This is a genomic window from Nocardia sp. NPDC005746, from assembly GCF_040630785.1.
Classification (GTDB): domain Bacteria; phylum Actinomycetota; class Actinomycetes; order Mycobacteriales; family Mycobacteriaceae; genus Nocardia.
Genome location: NZ_JBEXYE010000003.1, coordinates 201,639 through 219,180, shown reverse-complemented (window position 1 = coordinate 219,180; position 17,542 = coordinate 201,639). Strand labels below are relative to the sequence as shown.

General features: G+C 68.7%; 13 protein-coding genes. 5 read left to right on the top strand and 8 right to left on the bottom strand.

Annotated features, from left to right (window positions below; genetic code table 11):
* Positions 1–9 precede the first annotated feature (9 nt).
* A complete protein-coding gene (locus ABZ412_RS07615; protein WP_357278154.1) occupies positions 10–1,560 on the bottom strand; it encodes an acyl-CoA carboxylase subunit beta in 1,551 nt (516 codons plus the stop codon).
* A gap of 221 nt (positions 1,561–1,781) precedes the next feature.
* Between ABZ412_RS07615 and ABZ412_RS07610 the strand changes: the two genes are divergently transcribed.
* The 3 genes from ABZ412_RS07610 to ABZ412_RS07600 all read left to right on the top strand — a co-directional run bounded on the left by ABZ412_RS07610 (position 1,782) and on the right by ABZ412_RS07600 (position 3,972).
* Positions 1,782–3,161: an AarF/ABC1/UbiB kinase family protein gene (locus tag ABZ412_RS07610; protein ID WP_357277589.1), complete on the top strand. Its 1,380-nt coding sequence runs from the start codon at positions 1,782–1,784 to the stop codon at positions 3,159–3,161.
* 112 nt (positions 3,162–3,273) lie between these two features.
* Positions 3,274–3,510 (top strand): hypothetical protein, encoded by a 237-nt coding sequence (locus tag ABZ412_RS07605; protein WP_357277587.1) that lies wholly within the window; start codon positions 3,274–3,276, stop codon positions 3,508–3,510.
* Between the two features lie 111 nt (positions 3,511–3,621).
* Positions 3,622–3,972: a hypothetical protein gene (locus ABZ412_RS07600; protein WP_357277585.1), complete on the top strand. Its 351-nt coding sequence runs from the start codon at positions 3,622–3,624 to the stop codon at positions 3,970–3,972.
* A 105-nt stretch (positions 3,973–4,077) separates the two neighbouring features.
* Here ABZ412_RS07600 and ABZ412_RS07595 read toward each other — a convergent pair whose 3' ends face one another.
* Complete coding sequence (locus tag ABZ412_RS07595; RefSeq protein WP_357277582.1) at positions 4,078–4,308, bottom strand: hypothetical protein; 231 nt, start codon at positions 4,306–4,308, stop codon at positions 4,078–4,080.
* A gap of 260 nt (positions 4,309–4,568) precedes the next feature.
* Between ABZ412_RS07595 and ABZ412_RS07590 the strand changes: the two genes are divergently transcribed.
* Positions 4,569–5,000 carry a hypothetical protein gene (locus ABZ412_RS07590; protein WP_357277580.1) on the top strand — a complete coding sequence of 144 codons (432 nt, stop codon included), beginning with the start codon at positions 4,569–4,571 and terminating at the stop codon, positions 4,998–5,000.
* A 21-nt stretch (positions 5,001–5,021) separates the two neighbouring features.
* Here the strand turns inward: ABZ412_RS07590 and ABZ412_RS07585 are convergent, their stop codons facing one another.
* The 5 genes from ABZ412_RS07585 to ABZ412_RS07565 all read right to left on the bottom strand — a co-directional run bounded on the left by ABZ412_RS07585 (position 5,022) and on the right by ABZ412_RS07565 (position 14,747).
* Positions 5,022–8,030, bottom strand: a complete 3,009-nt coding sequence (locus ABZ412_RS07585) for a glycoside hydrolase family 38 C-terminal domain-containing protein (protein WP_357277578.1) — start codon at positions 8,028–8,030, stop codon at positions 5,022–5,024.
* A 142-nt stretch (positions 8,031–8,172) separates the two neighbouring features.
* Positions 8,173–9,057, bottom strand: a complete 885-nt coding sequence (locus tag ABZ412_RS07580; protein ID WP_357277576.1) for a DUF4231 domain-containing protein — start codon at positions 9,055–9,057, stop codon at positions 8,173–8,175.
* Entirely contained in the window at positions 9,054–13,328 is a 4,275-nt protein-coding gene (locus ABZ412_RS07575; protein WP_357277574.1) for a TIR domain-containing protein, read from the bottom strand. The genes ABZ412_RS07580 and ABZ412_RS07575 overlap by 4 nt, the downstream gene beginning before the upstream one ends.
* A gap of 159 nt (positions 13,329–13,487) precedes the next feature.
* Positions 13,488–14,153: a respiratory nitrate reductase subunit gamma gene (locus ABZ412_RS07570; protein ID WP_357277572.1), complete on the bottom strand. Its 666-nt coding sequence runs from the start codon at positions 14,151–14,153 to the stop codon at positions 13,488–13,490.
* Between the two features lie 114 nt (positions 14,154–14,267).
* Complete coding sequence (locus ABZ412_RS07565; protein WP_357277569.1) at positions 14,268–14,747, bottom strand: pyridoxamine 5'-phosphate oxidase family protein; 480 nt, start codon at positions 14,745–14,747, stop codon at positions 14,268–14,270.
* Between the two features lie 125 nt (positions 14,748–14,872).
* Here ABZ412_RS07565 and ABZ412_RS07560 point away from each other — a divergent pair, with 125 nt between their 5' ends.
* Positions 14,873–16,822, top strand: a complete 1,950-nt coding sequence (locus tag ABZ412_RS07560) for an FAD-dependent oxidoreductase (protein WP_357277567.1) — start codon at positions 14,873–14,875, stop codon at positions 16,820–16,822.
* A 45-nt stretch (positions 16,823–16,867) separates the two neighbouring features.
* Here ABZ412_RS07560 and ABZ412_RS07555 read toward each other — a convergent pair whose 3' ends face one another.
* Complete coding sequence (locus tag ABZ412_RS07555) at positions 16,868–17,473, bottom strand: TetR family transcriptional regulator (protein WP_357277564.1); 606 nt, start codon at positions 17,471–17,473, stop codon at positions 16,868–16,870.
* Between the last annotated feature and the right edge of the window lie 69 nt (positions 17,474–17,542).

The following is a 17,542-nucleotide window of genomic DNA, read 5'->3' as shown; positions in this document are numbered from 1 at the left end:
GGGTCTGCGTCACATCGGGAAGAGGTTGTGCTTGCGCGGGTTGGGCTTGCGGACCGCGTTCTTGTCGCGCAGCAGACGCAGGGCCTTGCGGATCTCGAGGCGGGTTGCCGAGGGCTCGATGACCGCGTCGATGTAGCCACGCTCGGCCGCCACCCACGGGTTGTCGATGAGCGCGTTGTAGAAGTCGACCATCTGCTGGCGGACGGTCTCGCGCTGCTCGGGCGGGGTGGCCGCGAGGGTCTTCTTGCCGGTGACGGTCACCATGCCGTCGGCGCCGATGACCGCGATGCGGGCGGTCGGCCACGCCAGGTTGACGTCCACGCCGAGCTGCTTGCAGCCCATGACCGCGTAGCCGCCGCCGTACGCCTTGCGGGTCACGATGGTGACGATCGGGACCGTCGCCTCGATCAGCGCGCGGAACATACGGCCACCGCGCTTGATGACGCCGTTGCGCTCCTCCTCGACACCGGGCAGCACGCCGGGGGTGTCGACGACGTAGACGAGCGGGATGTTGAACGCGTCGCACAGGCGGATGAAGTACGCGCCCTTGTCCGAGCAGGCCGCGTCGAGCGCGCCGCCCAGCACCATGGGCTGGTTGGCGATGACGCCGACCGGGCGGCCGTCCACGCGGGCGAACCCGGTGATCAGGTTCTGCGCGGCCGCTTCGCCGACCTCGAGGAAGGCGCCGTCGTCGAAGATGCGCAGCAGCACCTCGTGCATGTCGTAGCCCTGGCGATCGGAGTCCGGGATGATCCGGTCCAGTTCGCGATCGGAGTCGGTGATCTCCGGCTCCAGACCCGGGTTGATGACCGGAGGCTCCTCGATGCAGCTGCTGGGCAGGTAGCTGAGGTACTCGCGGGCCCAGTTGAGCGCGTCGACCTCGGTGCGGGCCACGTGGTGCAGCAGGCCGTTGCGGGCCTGCACGGCCGCGCCGCCCAGTTCCTCGGCGCTGATGTCCTCGCCGGTGATGCCCTTGATGACCTCGGGGCCGGTGACGAACATGTACGAGTCGTCGGTGGCGACCAGCACGTCCATATTGACCGGGCCGTACACCGAGCCGGCCGCGCACTTGCCGAACATGACCGCGACCATCGGCACGAAGCCCGACAGGTCCTCCTGCAGGCGGCACATGGTGGCATACCAGGCCAGGGCGGTCACGCCCTCCTGGATGCGGGCGCCGCCGGAGTCGTTGATCACCACGACCGGGCAGGCGTTCTTGTACGCGAACTCCATGACCAGGCGGACGCGGCGCCCGAAGGTCTCGCCGACCGAACCGCCCTGCACCATCGAGTCGTGGGAGATGACCACGACCGGGCGGCCGTCGATCAGGCCGCGACCGGTGACCACGCCGTCGCCGTAGAGCGCGTGCGACTGGCCCGGCGAGCGCATGAGCGCGCCCATTTCGACGAAGCTGCCCGGGTCCAGCAGTAGGTTCACCCGTTCTCGGGCGCTGGCGACGCCTTTGGCAAGTCGTTTCTGGATACCCTTCTCACCGGTCGGTTCCTCGGCGATCTCCAGGAGCTTGCGCAGTTCCGCCAGCTTTTCCGCTGTACCCGTCATTACGTAGGTCTCGCCTTTCACCTTCAATGGCCGGGCTCGATCGGTGCCCGCGTAGAGCCGGATCACGACTCGACCGCTCACGGTACCGTGCCCGTCCCCTTCCTAACCAGCGAACGCCGGGCGATGTGCCAGGTCTCGCGCCGGTCGAGCTTCGGTCTCGAGCCGCGCCAGGCCCCGCCCGTGGCGCGAAGTCCGCCGCCGTCAGCGATACACTGCCGCCCGTGAGCTCACCTATAACTGTGCGAGCGGGGACGCCCGAGGTGATCCGGCCGGACCTGGACACCTTCGGATTCTCGGAGTGGCGGCGGACCGCGGTCGTCGGCGCGGTGCTGGGCGGCTCGGTGGTGGCGAGCGTGCTGCGCGGGGGCCTGCGCCCGGCCAAGCGCAAGCGCGCCGCGGCCGAGGGCGTGGTCAACGGTTTCGAGACGCTCGGACCGATGTTCGTGAAGCTGGGCCAGCTCATCGCGTCCTCGCCCGGCGCCTTCCCACGCGAGCTGGCCGACGCCTGCCTGCGCTGCCTCGACGACGTCCCGCCCTTCGCGGCCGCGGACGCGCGCGCCATCATCGAGGCCGATCTGGGCAAGCCGATCTCGGAGCTGTTCCTCGAGTTCGACGACGAACCGCTCTCGGCCGCCTCGATCGCCCAGGTGCACGCGTGCGTGCTGCCCGACGGCCGGCCCGCGGTGGTGAAGGTGCAGCGGCCCGAGATCGCCCGGCGCATGATCGTGGACCTGCGCGCCGCCATGCGGCTGGCGCGCACCCTGGAGAAGCGGTCGGAGAACGCCCGCGTCGCCAATACCCAAGCGGTGGTGCGGGATCTGTACGAGGCCACGGTCGCGGAACTGAACTTCCTGATCGAGGCCGAGAACCAGGCCCGCGCCCGCGAGCATCTGTCGGCCTTCGGCGACAACACCCAGGTGGCCGTGCCCGAGGTGTATTGGGACTTCTGCGCGCCCCGGGTGCTGTGCATGGAGCGCATGCGCGGCATGCCGCTGGACCGCTTCGACGACATCCGCGAGGCCCACCCGGAACCGGAACTGCTGATCCGCCGCCTGGTGAAGGCGTGGATGGAATCGGTTGCGGTGCACGGGGTCTTCCACGGCGATGTGCACGCGGGCAACCTGTGGCTGCTCGACGACGGCCGGGTGGCCATGCTCGACTTCGGCATCGTGGGCCGGATGGAGGCCGAATGGCGCGAGTTCGTGCGCGCGCTGTTCTACGCCAGCTCCATCGACAACGACTTCCGGCCGGTGGCTCGCGCGCTGCGCGCCCTGGACCTGGTGGCCGACGACAGCGGCGACGACGCCACCATCGGCCGTCAGCTCGCGACGGCGCTGGGTCCGGTGCTCTCGGGCAGCCTGGACAAGCTGGATCTGGGCCTGGTCTCGGCGCGCCTGCTGGAGTTCGGCAAGCGCCGCGGCGCGTCCGGCCCGCAGCAGCTGGTGCTGATGGGCAAGCAGCTCGGCTACTTCGAGCGGTACGCGGTGGCGCTCGCGCCCGGGTGGAAGCTCGGCCGCGACCTGTACCTGTTCCGCAATATCTTCCCCGCCGAGGTGGCCGCCAAGGCCGCCGCGGAGAACATCACCCTGCCGACCGACTGACAGCGAACCCGCTCGGGCTGTCGGCGCGTTGTCGGCGGCCTGTCAGCGGCGGCCGTCATCGTTCTCTCGTAGCCGGAAACACCAGTTCCGGCGCCGGAGAAGGAGAACGACGATGTCGAACAAGAACGTGCTCGCGGACCTGATCTCGGGCCATCTGACCGGGGCCCGGACCCGCGCCGAGCGCAGCATGCGGGCCGCCTCGGTGGCCCGCGCCGGGGCTCTGGCGAAGGCCGCCGCCGACCAGCAGGCGATGCCGTCGCACGTGACCCGCGCCGAGGTCAGGGAATTGCGCGCCGGGGCGCGGGCCCAGGCGAAGCGGTTGGTCGCGGATCTGACCGCCAGGGCGTGAACCCCCGCGCGGGCAAGCCTGAGAGAAGCGTCAGGAAACCCTCAGGCTACGACCAGATTCGCCCGGCACTGTGGATGGCAGACAGTGTCGGGCGAGCGTGCGAGGTGCGGAATGGTCGAATTCGAGGTCACCGGAACCACTGTGACGGCCCGGGTCACCGGTGCGCACAAACTGCTCGCGCTGCGCGACCACGTGAGCTTCGACCTGGCCCAGGTCACCGCGGTCGCGCCCGCCCCCGTGGATCTGCGCCCGCCGTGGCTGCGGACGCCGGGGACGTTCTTCCCGGGCGTGATCGCCGCGGGTATCTTCCGCGGCAAGGGCCGCAAGGAATTCTGGGACACGCGTTTCGACGGTCAGGGCGTGCTGATCGAACTGGCGGGCGCGCATTTCACGCGCCTGGTCGTGGATGTCGCCGAGCCGGTCGCGGAGTTGCGGCGGCTGTCGTCGGCCCTGGCGGCCTGAATTCCCCGTCAAAGCCGAATCGCTCGTGCCGCGGACCCGATTTCCGGCGGGCGCGGCACGAGCTGGTCGGGGTGGACTTTTCGGGGGTAGTGGTGGATGGGGATATCAGGGGGTCGGGCAGAGGAAGGCACCGGCGGGCGGCGGGGCGGGGACGATCCGCTCCGGCGCGACCGCGGCGGGTCCATTGCCGGCCGGGGCGTTGGGCGCCACCGCTCCGGGCGCCGAACCGGGCGTCCCGACGTCGCCGGATCCCCATGCCGCGGACGGGTTCATGGTGAATACGGCCGCACAAACGAACGCACTGACGAGCAGGCCGATCGCTTTCTTTTGCGTCATGTCGCACCACGCTACAACCAGCTCAACAAAATTCGTGGTATTGCCGGATCGCCGGAATGTCGCAACCTGCTGATCGTGTACACAGTTGGGTGAATTCCACTGTGGCACAGACAAACTAATCGGTCGGAACGGCATGTTTTCGGACTATCGTGTTATGGACTGTGCTAGACCACGTTTCGGTTACGAACCGGCGTGTCCGGGGGTGTTTCGTCCGCTTCTATTGTGGACTGCCGGAAGGACCCGACCGAGAGGGACGCGCAATGGCTGCTGGACCTGGTTCGAGGATCGCCGTCGCGGCGGCGCTCACGCTGGCGGTTTCCGCCGTGATGACCGCGAACGCGCCGATCAGCGGGGCCGCGGGCACGTGCGGATCGAGCCTGGGGGATTACCGCGGGGAATTCGCCGTCGAGGGTGAACCCGGGACCGTGCTGAGTTTCGACGGAGCGGGCGGTCTCACCTTCCGCAGCGCCCGGTTAGGAAACGGTGAGGGTCTGTACGCGGTCATTCCGTCGGGCGGATTCACCGCCACCCTGCGCATGGCAGACAGTGGTGAAGACGCGGCTCGGCCGGAGAATTCGACCTCGATGGTCAAGAGCACGACCCTCCTCTGTCCGACTCAGGGAACGCAGGTCGGGAGTTTCCGCTCACTGGATCAGAGCAGCCGCCGGTTCGATTATGTGAGGTCGTCCTGAAAATCCGGTGGCGGCAATGATTTACCGGGTGAATCGGAGCGTGATGAGCTGGAAAGGCCGCAGGCGCAGTCGAATTCCCGCATCGGCGGATTCCATGACGTTTTCCTCGGGTAATGGCCGCTCCAGTAGGTCGCAGCGGCGATAACCGGAGTACTCGAAATCCGGTGTGAGCAAAGCGGTTGCGCGACCGCCGCCCGCTTCGTAGAGCCGGATCACGACATCGCCGGAACCGTCCTCGGCCAATTTGACGGCACTGGTCACCACGTCGTCATTGTCGACGGTGAACAGCGGTGCCACGGGTTCGGCGACGCCCGGGGTGACCGGCGGCAGATTGATCCGGTATCCGGAGCGCACGGCATCGGTGATCGAGGCGCCCGGCAGCAGCGCGTGCCGGAAATGGTGTGCGCCGTGGTCGGTCTGCGGATCGGGGAACCGCGGCGCGCGCAGCAGGGACGCGCGGACGGTGATGGTGGTGCCGCCGTCGGGCCGCACCGCGCGGGTCAGATCGTGGCCGTAGGTGGAGTCGTTGACCAGGGCCACGCCCCAGCCGGGTTCGGCCAGGTGGATGAAGCGGTGATTGCAGGCCTCGAACTTGGCGTACTCCCAGCTGGTGTTGGTGTGCGTGGGCCGGTACAGGTGCCCGAACTGGGTTTCGGAGGCGTAGCGGTCGGCGTGGATGTCCAGGGGGAAGGCGAGTTTGAGGAACTTCTCCGTCTCGTGCCAGTCGACCGTGGTGGCGATCTCCAGCGCACCGGTGTCCGGGCGCAGGGTGAGGACCTGCTCGACGGTGGAGGAGCCGAAGGAGCGGCCGATGCGGATGGCGACGTCGGTGGTGGCCCCGGACTCCGCCACCAGGAAGTCCACCTCGGTGAGGTCGGTGACGGTATTGCGATAGAACTGGTCGACGTCCCACGCGTCCCAGGAATTCGGGTAATCCTGGTGCAGCTGGAGCAGATTCGCGGCCGCACCCGGCGGCAGGGTCTCGCGCCGCTGCCCGAGGTCGTAGACCGACACGACCAGTCCGCGCGCGTCGATCTCGACGCGCGTCCGGTCGTTGGCGAGCACGAACCCTCCGTCCGGCCGCTCGGTCACCGTCGCGCCGCGGCCGGGCACCACCGGTCCCGCCCCGCCCGCCGGGACACCCCGCCAGGCGTGCGGGGCGGGGTTGAAGACGTGGGAGCCGGACCGTTCCCCGCCCAGCGCCCATTGCGCCCGCTCGATGATGGCCGAGAGTTCGGCGGCCACCCGCGCGTAAGTGGCCTCGGCCTCCCGATGCACCCACGCGATGGACGAGCCGGGCAGGATGTCGTGGAACTGGTGCAGCAGCACCGTCTTCCAGAGCCGGTCCAGGTCGGCGGCGGGGTACTCGAAATCGGTGCGGACGGCCGCGGTGGCGGCCCACAGTTCGGCTTCCCGCAGTAGGTGCTCACTGCGCCGGTTGCCTTGTTTGGTCTTGGCCTGGCTGGTCAGGGTGGCGCGGTGCAGTTCCAGGTACAGCTCGCCCACCCAGACGGCGGGGTTCGCGTACTCGGCCTCGGCGGCGGCGAAGAAGTCGGCGGGCCGCTCCCAGGTGACCTTCGGTGAGCCCTCGAGGTCACGCAGGCGGGCGGCGCGCGCGATCATCTCCCGGGTGGTCCCGCCTCCGCCGTCGCCCCAGCCGGTCGGGGCGAGGGACCGGTTGGCGCGGCCCTTCTCCTTGAAATTCTTGGCGGCGTGGGCGATCTCGCGGCCCTGCATGGAGCAGTTGTAGGTGTCGACGGGCGGGAAGTGGGTGAAGATCCGGGTGCCGTCGATGCCCTCCCACAGGAAGGTGTGGTGCGGGAAGGTGTTGGTCTGGCTCCACGAGATCTTCTGGGTGAGTAGCCATTTGGATCCGGCGGCCTTGATGATCTGTGGCAGTCCGGCGGCGAAGCCGAAGGTGTCGGGCAGCCACGCCTCGTCGTTCTCGATGCCGAATTCCTCGAGGAAGAACCGTTTGCCGTGCACGAACTGGCGGGCCATGGCCTCGGAGCCGGGCATATTGGTGTCCGATTCGACCCACATGCCGCCCGCGGGCACGAATCGTCCCTCCGCGACCGCTTGCTTGACCCGGGCGTACACCTCGGGCCGGTGCTGTTTGAGGAAATCGTATTGCGCCGCTTGGGACATGGTGTAGATGAAGTCGGGTTCCGCGTCGAGCAGCGCGGTCATATTGGCGGTGGTCCGCGCGACCTTGCGGACGGTCTCGCGCAGCGGCCAGAGCCAGGCGGTGTCGATGTGGGCGTGCCCGACCGCGGAGATCAGGTGCGCGGACGGCACGGCCGGGCGCGCGAGCACCTCGGTCAGGCAGGCGCGGGCGGCGCTCGCCCCGGCGTTGACGTCCTGCAGGTCGATGGCGTCGAGGGCGCGTTCGATGGCCCGTACGATGTCGTAGCGGCGGGCGGGGTCCTCGGGCATCTCGTGCATGAGCTCGCCGAGCACCTCGAGATCCTGGACCAGCTGCCACACGTCGTCATCGAAGACGACGAGATCCATTCGACCCAAACGGTATTGGGGATCGGTGCCCGCGGTGGCGAGGTCGCCGAGCCCGGTCGGCCCGAAGAACGGGATGATCGGGTTCGACGCCGCCTCCACATGGAACAGCACCTGTTCGCCGCCGCGCGCCGGGGCGGCGATGCGCACCCACTGATTACGCGGATGCAGCCCCTTCACCGGTGTTCCGTCGGGCCGGTACACCAGACCCTCGCACTGGAATCCGGTCTGGTTCGCGTCGAACCCGAGGTCGATGATGGCCTCGACGGTGCGTCCCGCCCACTCCGGCGGGACCGTGCCCTCGATGGTCAGCCAGCTGGTGCCCCAAGGTGCGCCCCACGGGGTGCCCGGCGCGGTCGGCGTGCGCGGCGCGGCGATCCCCTCGGCCACCGGCACCGGTTCGCCCGGCGCTTCCCAGATCGACACCCGCATCGGCGTCGATTCCGGGTATACGGCGGGTTTGATGCGGTCGAGCACCCGCCCGAGCCTGCCCTCGATCAACCGGCGGTCATCGTGCATAACGGTGGCTCCCATCGGGCGTGGGTGGTGACCGGCGAACCGTTTCTCGCCCGACTCTAGCGGCCTCGAAGCCCGCCTCCGGGAATGATCGGGCCGTCGGCGCGGGCAGTGCGGCTCCGTTGCCTCGGCAAGCGAATGCCGATCAGGAACCAGCGGTGGACCCCTCGGTCCACTTGGCCATCCAGGCGGTGTTCTCGGTGGCGATCACCGATTCGCAGGCGGAGACGAACGCGGGCCAGTCGGCGTGGACTCCGGCGGCCCAGTCGTCGGCGAGAGCGCGGAGGCGGTGGGCGGTGGTGAGGTAGGTCATGGCGAGGTAGTCGTAGCGCTGCGCGGTCAGGTAGGCGGCGACATTGGCGGTGGCCGTGGTCAGGACCGCGACCCAGGGGGCCAGGGCGGTGGGGCCGGTGCCGGACGCGATGGCCGCGGCGGCCGCGACGAGCGCGGTCACCATACCCAGCGCGATCGCGAACCGGCGCCAGCGCGTCGCGTACCGCGTGTATCGGCGGGCCGTCGGCCGGTAGTAGTCGATCTGACCCTGGAGTCGTTGCCGGACATATGCTTCCGGTGTCAGAGCGGGCGGCGGCGGGGTCGGCTGCGGCGCGCCGTTGTCGACGTACGGCAGCAGATCCGCGGCGGCGGTGACGATTTCGGTCATCTGGTGGCGCAGGGCATCGATGCTGGTCCCGGCGCCCGCGCGGAACTCGAAGATCAGTCGTTTGATGCCCTCCGACGTGGCCCGGGCCCGCGTCCACGCCCGGACGGCATCCGGGGTCAGGTACTGGAATCCGACGAAAGCGGCCAGGGCCAGGCACACCGCGCCGACCGCCGCGACGCAGGTCCGTGCCACACCGCCCGAATGCGCCACCGTCGCAGCCGCGGTCGTGCACAGCGCGCCGATGGTGCTGGCCGTGAACGCCGTGATCCGCGCGCGATCGAGGCGGCGCTTGAGCCGGCAGGCCGCCTGTGACCAGCGCAGCCGGTCGGCCCAGAGTTCGGCGACGACTTGATCGTCGGTCCCGCTCATGTACCGGAGTCCGAGGCGCGCGGAAGACCGTCGCATGCCTCGCGGTAGGGGATGTCCGGGGACACCCACTCGTTCCACTGCTTTTGGCTCATGTTCGCGCCGAGCTTGTCGCACAGGCGGTCCGTCCAGGCGGAGGGGCCGGGCCAGACGCTGATTGTCCCCGCCTTGTCGCTAGCGGTCACCAGTTGGCGGCCGTCGGGACTGACGGCCAATGTGGTGATGGTGTCGGTGGGGCCGGTGATCGGCTTGCCGACAGGTAGACCGGAGGCCGCATCCCAGATCCGAATCGTCTTGCCCGCGGCCGCGATCAGGTATCGGCCGTCCGGGCTGAACGACACGGCATTGATCTTCAGCACGGGGTCTCCTATCGGATCGCCGATGACCTTGCGTGAGTCGACATCGAACAGGCGGATGGATTCCTGGCTCGCCGTGGCGAGTCGTTGGCCATCGGGGCTGAACGCGAGCATCGTCGGCGCGTCGGTGTCGGAAAACGGCTCGCCGATCTGACGGTGGGATGCCACATCCCACATCCGGAGTTCGCGAAGTCCATTGGTCACCATGCGCCGGCCGTCCGGGCTGAACGCTACCGCGCCGACCATCGAATGCTCATCGATCGGAGCACCGAGACGCTTCCCGGTGGTCGGATCCCACAGGTAGACACTGAAGTCCAATGACGGTGATCTCGGGTCGTGCACCCGGTGCCCCTCATCGGGGATTTTCGGTATCACGCCGCCGATGGTGGCGAATATCGTGCCGTCCGGGCTCAGTGCCGTCGCGGCGACGGATTTCTGACCTTCAGAATCCCATTTGTTCAGTGGTGCACCGGTTTTGGAGTCGAAGGTCGCGAGGATATATGTGAAGTCCAAGTCATCGAATGTCGTCACGACGCGATCGGAAGGCGCTGTGATTCCGGCTTCGTAGGCGAGGATCCGGTTGCCGTCCGGACTGAAGTACGCATTGAAGGGAAACACCGGGTCGGTAGGAATAGTCGTTCGCAGCGCTCCTGTGCCTGTATCCCACACGCGAATGACGCCGGGGGCACTCGAATCCGGATCGCGCCGAGAGCCGGCGGACACGAGGCGAGTGCCATCCGCGCTGTAGCGAACCGACAGAACCGCGTCATCGTCCTCGGTCAAGACGGTGCCGATGGTGGCGGCCGCATCGGCGTCCCATACCCGGACGCTGTGATCGCCACCCGACAGCACATGGCGCCCGTCGCTGCTGAAACCCACGCCGCTGACCCTGTCGCGATGCCCGACCAGAGGGTGGCCGATCGGCTGGCGGGATACGGCATTCCACACCTGGATCGATCCGTCGGAGCTGCCGGACGCCACGCGGCGCCCATCCGCACTGAATGCCACGGCTTCCACGCTGTCACCGTGGCCGCTCAGCGCCTCACCGGCCGGTTGCAAGGTTGTTGCGTCCCAGAAGTGAACGAGTCGGTCGGTACCCCCGGAGACGATCAGACTGCCGCTCGGATCGGCCGCGACAGCGAATTGGGAGTTGTACTTCTGATCGGGTGTTCGCGCGACCACGTTGCCCGTCTCCATGTCCCACATCGCCAGTCCGGAATCTGCCGTGGCGACCAGGCGGGTTCCTCCGGACGGAAAGGCCATCTGTAGTGGTGCGTCGGTGGTCGGAATCACGCGGATCTGTTGTCCGGCACCGATATCCCAGATCTGAATCGTGTCAGGAAAGACTCCGGCGGCGAGGTGGCGTCCGTCGGAACTCAGCGCGACCGATACGACCGCGGTCTGTCCGGTCCGAAACGGACCAGCGACATGCGAGCCGTTCTGTGTATCCCACACCTGAACAGTTCCATCATTGCCCGCAGAGGCGAGGCGCGTTCCATCTGGACTGAATGCGAGCTTCTCGACTAGACGGTCATGCGCGGTGAATGGTGCCCCCGTGGCTCGCCCGGTGCTGCCGTCGCGAAGCTGTATCTTTCCCGCACTTGCCGAGGCTGCGTGCCGTCCGTCGCGACTGACCGTGAATGCCGTGACGGAATTCTCTGCGGGCGTGTCGAGTATCTTCACCTCGTCGGCCGTAACTGTCAGCGCGTCGAGGACCGCGCCGTCGTCGGCATGCGATCCGATCCGGCGCGCGGCGAGGATCTGTTGGATGGCTCGCGTGTCACCACCGGGCCGGATTCCGGCGAGCATGGCTTGCCCTTCGGAGACCAGGCGCAGGGCGGTCGCTTCGTGCAGCCGCCGATCGGCCTCGTTCTGTGCCAGTGTGGTTCGTACCGCGAAGAATCCGGCGACCAGGGCCGCGATGACGGTGAGTGCCAGGACCGCCCGCAGGATGTGCGTCCGGCGGCGGAGCCCGTCGGCGTAGGCGCGGGCGTCGTTCAGCTCCTTCTCGCGCCGTTGCTGTTCGGCTGCGATTTCGGCATCCTGCCGCTGCCGGGACGCGGCGAGGTACTCGCGCGCGCAGGCCAGCCGATCGGCGAAACCCGGAGTGGCGGCGACCTTCTCGGCCTCGCTCAGCCGGGTGCCTTCGATCAGCCAGGCGTCGTCGCGCCCGCTGCTCTCCCATTCGGTGGCGGCGCGGTCGAGACCGTCGGCGGTCCGTAGATCGGCAGCTTCCTCGCGCAACCATTGGGCGAGGGCGGGCCATTCGCTCAGCAGGCTTTCCAGCGCGACCTCGATGGTGGTCTCGCCGCCGCGTTCATCCTGGACCAGGAGGCGGTGGTCGACGAACGCGGCGATGAGCGGGCGGCTGGCGGCGGGTAGATCGGTCAGTCGGGCGATGCGGCGCAGCGGCTGATCATTGTCCGAGGCGATGGTGGCGAGCCAGGGCACGAAGGCCGCGCGCAGGTGTGCCAGTTGTTGTTGTCGCTCCGAATCATCCTGGGCGAGTATGGAATCGATTTCCGACTCGACCACGTGCGCCATTCCGCCCATCGCCGTGTAGTCGGCGCTGGTCAGTTCGCCGGCGGCGGCGTAGTCGAGGTACAACCGCCACAGCGTCAGGGACAGCAGTGGCAGTGGGTTGGCGCTGTCCGCGCAGTCGGCGAGCAGTCGTTCCACGAGATCCTCGCGCACCGTGAGCGGACTGCCCGCGGCGGTGGCGCGCTCCGCCGGACCCCGGACGACCTCGGCGAACCGCGCGGGTTGCAACGGGCGCAACTCGTCGAATACCACGCTCTTCACCGCGGCGAGGGCGGGTGAGGTCTGCAGCGGTTCGTAGCGATCGGCACGAATGGTCAGTGCGGCAATGATATCCAGGCCGTCGTCGACCAGATGGGCGAGAATCGACTGGAACAGCCCGGCTTCGCGTCCGGCCTCACTGCCGAACAGTTCCTCGGCCTGGTCCACCGGTAGCACGATCGTCGGAGGCACGGTGTCGCTGGAATCGGGCGTTCCCGCCGTGGCGGCGTCCTGTGCCTCCCGCAGCCAGGTGGTGACCCGAGTGGGGTCGGACGCGCAGGCCGCCTTGATCGCACCGAGGGTCGGTTGCGTGAGCCCCAACCGCCGTCGCACCGCGTAGAGGGATGCGGCCAGGCCGACCGGGCCGGTGACCGCCGCCCGTTCGGGGCGGACGATGTCGAGCACCAGGAAGTGCCGGTCGTCGCGCCGCAAGCGGGGGAGTAGTCCGGCCCGCAGGAACGACGATTTGCCGGTGCCCGACGGGCCGAGGATGACGAACAGGTTCTCCACGCGGGAGGTCCGCATGCCGCGCAGCATGTCCAGGCCGCGCACGATCTGCGCGTCCCGGCCGAAGTACACGGCCGCGTCGACCGCGTCGAACGGCGCCCATCCCCGATAGGGCGCCCGCCCGGGGTCACCGGTCGGCGGCCACTCGAAATATTCGGCTCCGATACCCGCTTCCCGCAAACCCCGCCACAGCCGTCGCAGTCCTTCGGTCGCGAATTCGACGGGCGGGCCCCCGGCGACGGGTACCGCCGTGGCCGGTCCGGCGGGGAACAGGTCGAATTGCTGCCACTCCCGGGTCGATTCTCGGCTCACGAATGGTTCCAGGCGGGCGGCGAAGATCCGTTTGTTGAGGTTCTCCGCGGTCCGTAGCTCGGTGCGGCATTCCGGCGAGGAATCCCAGTGCTCCGACAGCAGGCAGATCACTGCCTCGCATCGGGAAGTAGCTCGGACCAGGGCATCTTTCCATCGGACCCCGGGTGCGATCCCCGTGTCGGGATCCAGATCGAGGAAGATCTCATCGGCCAGAGCGGGGTCCTGCGCGACGAGCCAGGCCTTCAGCGCAATGGCCTGCCGGTTGTCCCGGCTGGAATGGCTGAGGAAAATGCGCGCCATTTCCCGAGTGTCGCCGCTTCCGTCGGCGGCGTCATGAGTACCGCATTACTCGGATCCAAGGTGATATCCGCGCACATGCGAACAATCGTTCTGCCGTGCGCGAAACAGGAGTTCTGAGAAATAGGAGCTATCTCCCGGAAACCTCGATGGTGGGACGGATCAGACCGTGGGCGCGGACCGATAGGGGGCGGGGACCGCCTGCCGCAGCAGCCGCAGGACGGGTACGGACAGGATCCCGGAGAGCCGCGTGTACGGCCAGATCGCGATGATCGCCACCACGATCAGCCCGCGCGCCTGATACAGAAGCGGCGCGTGATCCATGCCGGAGGGATTGGGGTGCAGGCTCAGTAGGGAACGCGCCCAGGGGAACAGGGTCTCGGCGGCGCGGTAGCGGCCGTCGGTGGCGCTGCCGTCGAAGGTGACCAGTACGGCCGACAGGAGCGCGGCGCTGAGCAGTGGCAGCGTGAGCCGATCCAGGGGTGTGACCCGGTGCCGCACGTCGGCGGAGATCAGGGGCGGGATAAGGATCAGTGCCACTCCGGCGACGGTGACGGGCGCGGCCACGATCTGTACCGCCGACAGCAGGACCTGGATGTCGTGTTCGGGCCGTGTGTGTGGCCCCGCCGCGAGCATCTCGGCCACCCGCACCGCGAACACCACCGGGAAGCCGATGCGCACAGCCGCGATCCCGATCCGCTGTGCCTTGTCGATGTGCGGGCCGTACAGATAGCCGCGGAAGCCGTCGCGCCGATACCGCCATAGATGTCCGACCGCACACGACACGACAGCGGCGTACGGCAGTACCACCCAGATCGCGATGATCATGCCTTCACCCCACATTCGGTCGGCACCCGACAGCACTGGCCGAGCAACTGTCGCATGCCGGCGTGCGCCGGAGAAAGTGTCGAATCGTGCCAACTCCGCGATCCGGGCAGCGGCCTATTGCCAGAGGTGGGACATCATGTGCGGGTACCGAACCGGCCGGTAGTCGGTGAAGGTGATGTCGCGGACGTGAGAGAAGTCCGACCACAACAGTTTTCCGCCGGGGAGCCGCGCCGGGAGTCGCACTCGCGCCCGTACCCGCCGCAGTTCGTCCTCGGTCGCGGCGCGTGTGGGACCGGCGGTTCCATAGAGCCGAACTCCGGGTGGCGACGGGAAGCGCGCGGTCAGCAGCGCACGGAACCAGAACGGTCCCCGGCCGTCCACCGCCAGCAGGCAGACCCGCGGATCGCGATCCAGGTTGCGGCCCAGCGCCTCGGCGTACTGGTCGAAGTAGAAGCCGGTCGTGTCGTCGCGCAGGAACACCGTGCCGATCGGTGCGATGGACGGCGCGCCATCGGGGTCGGTCGAGGCGAGGGCGCAGTGGGCGGCGCGAGAGACGGTCTCGCGGATGCGATCCCAGTTCTGTTCGAGGGTCAAGACCGGTCCTGTTCGCTAGGGCTGGTGGAACGATTCGAGGGTAGGCGGATTCGCCGGCGCGGCATGTGAGGGCGGTGTGCCGCAATTGCCGGGACAGGGGCGGGTGGGTAGCGCATGATGGCGGCATGGGTTCAGATGCGGCGCGGCGGGCCGTACTCGAGATGGTGTGTGACACTTTCGCGCCGGGGGACGGGGGTGAGGTGGTGGCGGCTTCCGCGTTGGGGGTCGTCGACACGGTCACCGAGTTGCTCGGGCGCAATCCCCGGGAGGCGGAGCGGCGGCAGTTCGAACTGCTCATGCGCGTGTGGGATTCGCGGGTGTTCGGGGCGCTCAATGGGGCGGGGTGGCGCAAGTTCTCGCGGCTCGGCGCCGCGGAGCGGGAGCGCATGCTGCTCGGGATGGCCAACTCCCGGATCGAGCAGAAGCGGGCGCTGTTCCAGGCGTTGAAGGGGGCCGCGGTCACCTCCTACTACCTGACGCCGGGGCCGACCGGGGTGAATCCGGTGTGGGACAAGATGGGCTTCCCGCCCGCGTTCGGCCCGGTGGAGGGCGCGAAACGCGGGCTCAGCCCGGAGCGGCCGGACTCCGACACGACCGTCGTGTGCGATGTGGTCGTGATCGGGTCGGGTGCGGGCGGCGGGACGGCCGCGGCGGTCCTGGCCCAGGCGGGCCTGGATGTCGTTGTGCTGGAACGCGGCGACTACCTCGACGACCCGGACTTCGGCATCGGTGAGAAGGAAGGGTTCCTGAAGCTGTACGCGCCGGGTCCGGCCGCCACCGCCGAGGGCCAGCTGAGTCTGGTGGCGGGCAGCGCGCTGGGCGGCGGCACGGTGGTCAACTGGACCACCTCCTTCCGCACCCCGGACGACGTGCGCGCGGAATGGGCCGGGCTGGGCGCGAGCCAGTTCGCCGAGCAGGAGTACACCGACGCGCTCGACGCGGTGGTGTCCCGGCTCGGGGTGAACCTCGACCATTCGCCCGCCTCGCGCCGCGACGAGATCCTCGAACGTGGCCTGCGCAAACTGGACTGGCACGTCGAGCCGCTGCCCCGCAACGTCCGCGATTGCGATGCCGGAATCGAATGCGGGCGTTGCGGTTTCGGCTGTCGCATCGGGGCCAAGCAGTCGGCGGTCAAGACCTGGCTGGCGGATGCGGCCGCGGCGGGCGCGCGCCTGTTCGTCGGCACCGACGTGCGGCGCATCGAGGTCAGCAATGGCACCGCCACCGGCGTGGAAGCCGTGACGGCGGACGGGCATTCGGTGTGGGTGCGGGCCCGCGCGGTGGTGGTCGCCGCCGGGGCGATCCAGACCCCCGCCCTGCTGCGCCGCTCCGGACTGACGAATCGTGCCATCGGCGACTATCTCCGACTGCATCCGGCCACCGCGGTGTTCGGCGTCTTCGACGAGGAGATCCGCCCGTGGGAGGGCGGCCTGCAGACCCGATACTCCAAACAGGACCGCGACCTGGACGGCCACGGCTACGGCGTCATCTACGAGACCGGGCCCATGACCCCGGGCCTGTCGGTGGGCTTCCAGGCGTGGACCGGCGCGGCCGCGCATCGCGACCGCATGCTGAAACTGGCGAACACGGTGGCCGTCGGCGTCATCACCCGCGACCGCGACCACGGCTCGGTGGAGACCGACAAGCAGGGCGAGGCCGTGGTGCGCTACCGGCTCTCGGCCCGCGACGCCGCCCACATGCACACCGGAATCGTCAATGCCGCAAGCATTCTGGAGGCGGCAGGCGCGCAGCGGATCTTCTCCGGGCATCAGGCGGGCGTCGGCTACGCGCCGGGCGTCGAGGGCAGCCACGAGGACTTCGCCGCCCGGGCGGCCGCCGCCGGCTACGCGCCGGGCCGCTGCTCGATGGGCGCGCTGCACATCATGGGCTCGGCCCGGATGGGCGGTTCGGCCGCGGATTCGGCGACCGATCCCGACGGCGTCACCTGGGAGGTGCCGAACATCGTGGTGGCCGACGCCTCCTGCTTCCCGACCTCGTCGGGGGTGAACCCGATGGTCAGTATCGAGGCGATCGCGTACATGAACGCGACCCGCCTGGCGGCGCGGCTCGCGTAGCCCGATTCGGGGGCGCGGCAGGCTGCTTCGCGTGCCGCGCCGTCCTCACAGCACCGAGCCGTAGGCGCCGACGATCACCTTGTTGATCTGCCCCACGGCCCGGTCGATCGGCCCGGTCGGCTGGAACAGATGACTCAGCGCGAGCCGGACCAGCACCTCGGTCATCGAGGTCAGTTCGGCGTCGCTCATCGCGGGCAGTCCGTACTGCGACCGGATGCCCGCCGAGAGCGCCGTGACCGCGCGGCCCAGCACCGGCTCGGTCTCGGTCATCAGCACCGGCAGCAGGGAGCTGTCGGTCTCCGATCGCCCGGCCAGCACCGCCTTGATCAGCGTGTTGTCGGCGCCGGTCCGCAGCGTGAATTCGGCCGCCGCGGTCATCCCGGTCGCGACCTCGGTCGGATGTGCGGCGAGGCATTCGGAGATGCCCACCAGGAAGGTGTCGACCTCCTGCTGGATCACCACTTCGGCCAGCTCGTGCTTGTTGGCGAACTCCTTGTAGAGCACCGGGCGGCTCACGCCGACCTCTTTGGCGAGCCGCGACATGTTCACCGCGCCCCAGCCCTCGGTGATGACGATGCGCCGGCCCGCTTCGATGATCCGCTCGCGCAGCAACAGCCGCATCTCGGTCTGGAAGTTCGGTGCTTCAACCACGTCCCGATCGTACATGGGCTCAACTTTCGTCTCGTCGTTGACAGACTGGATCACAGTGTATCTAATGAA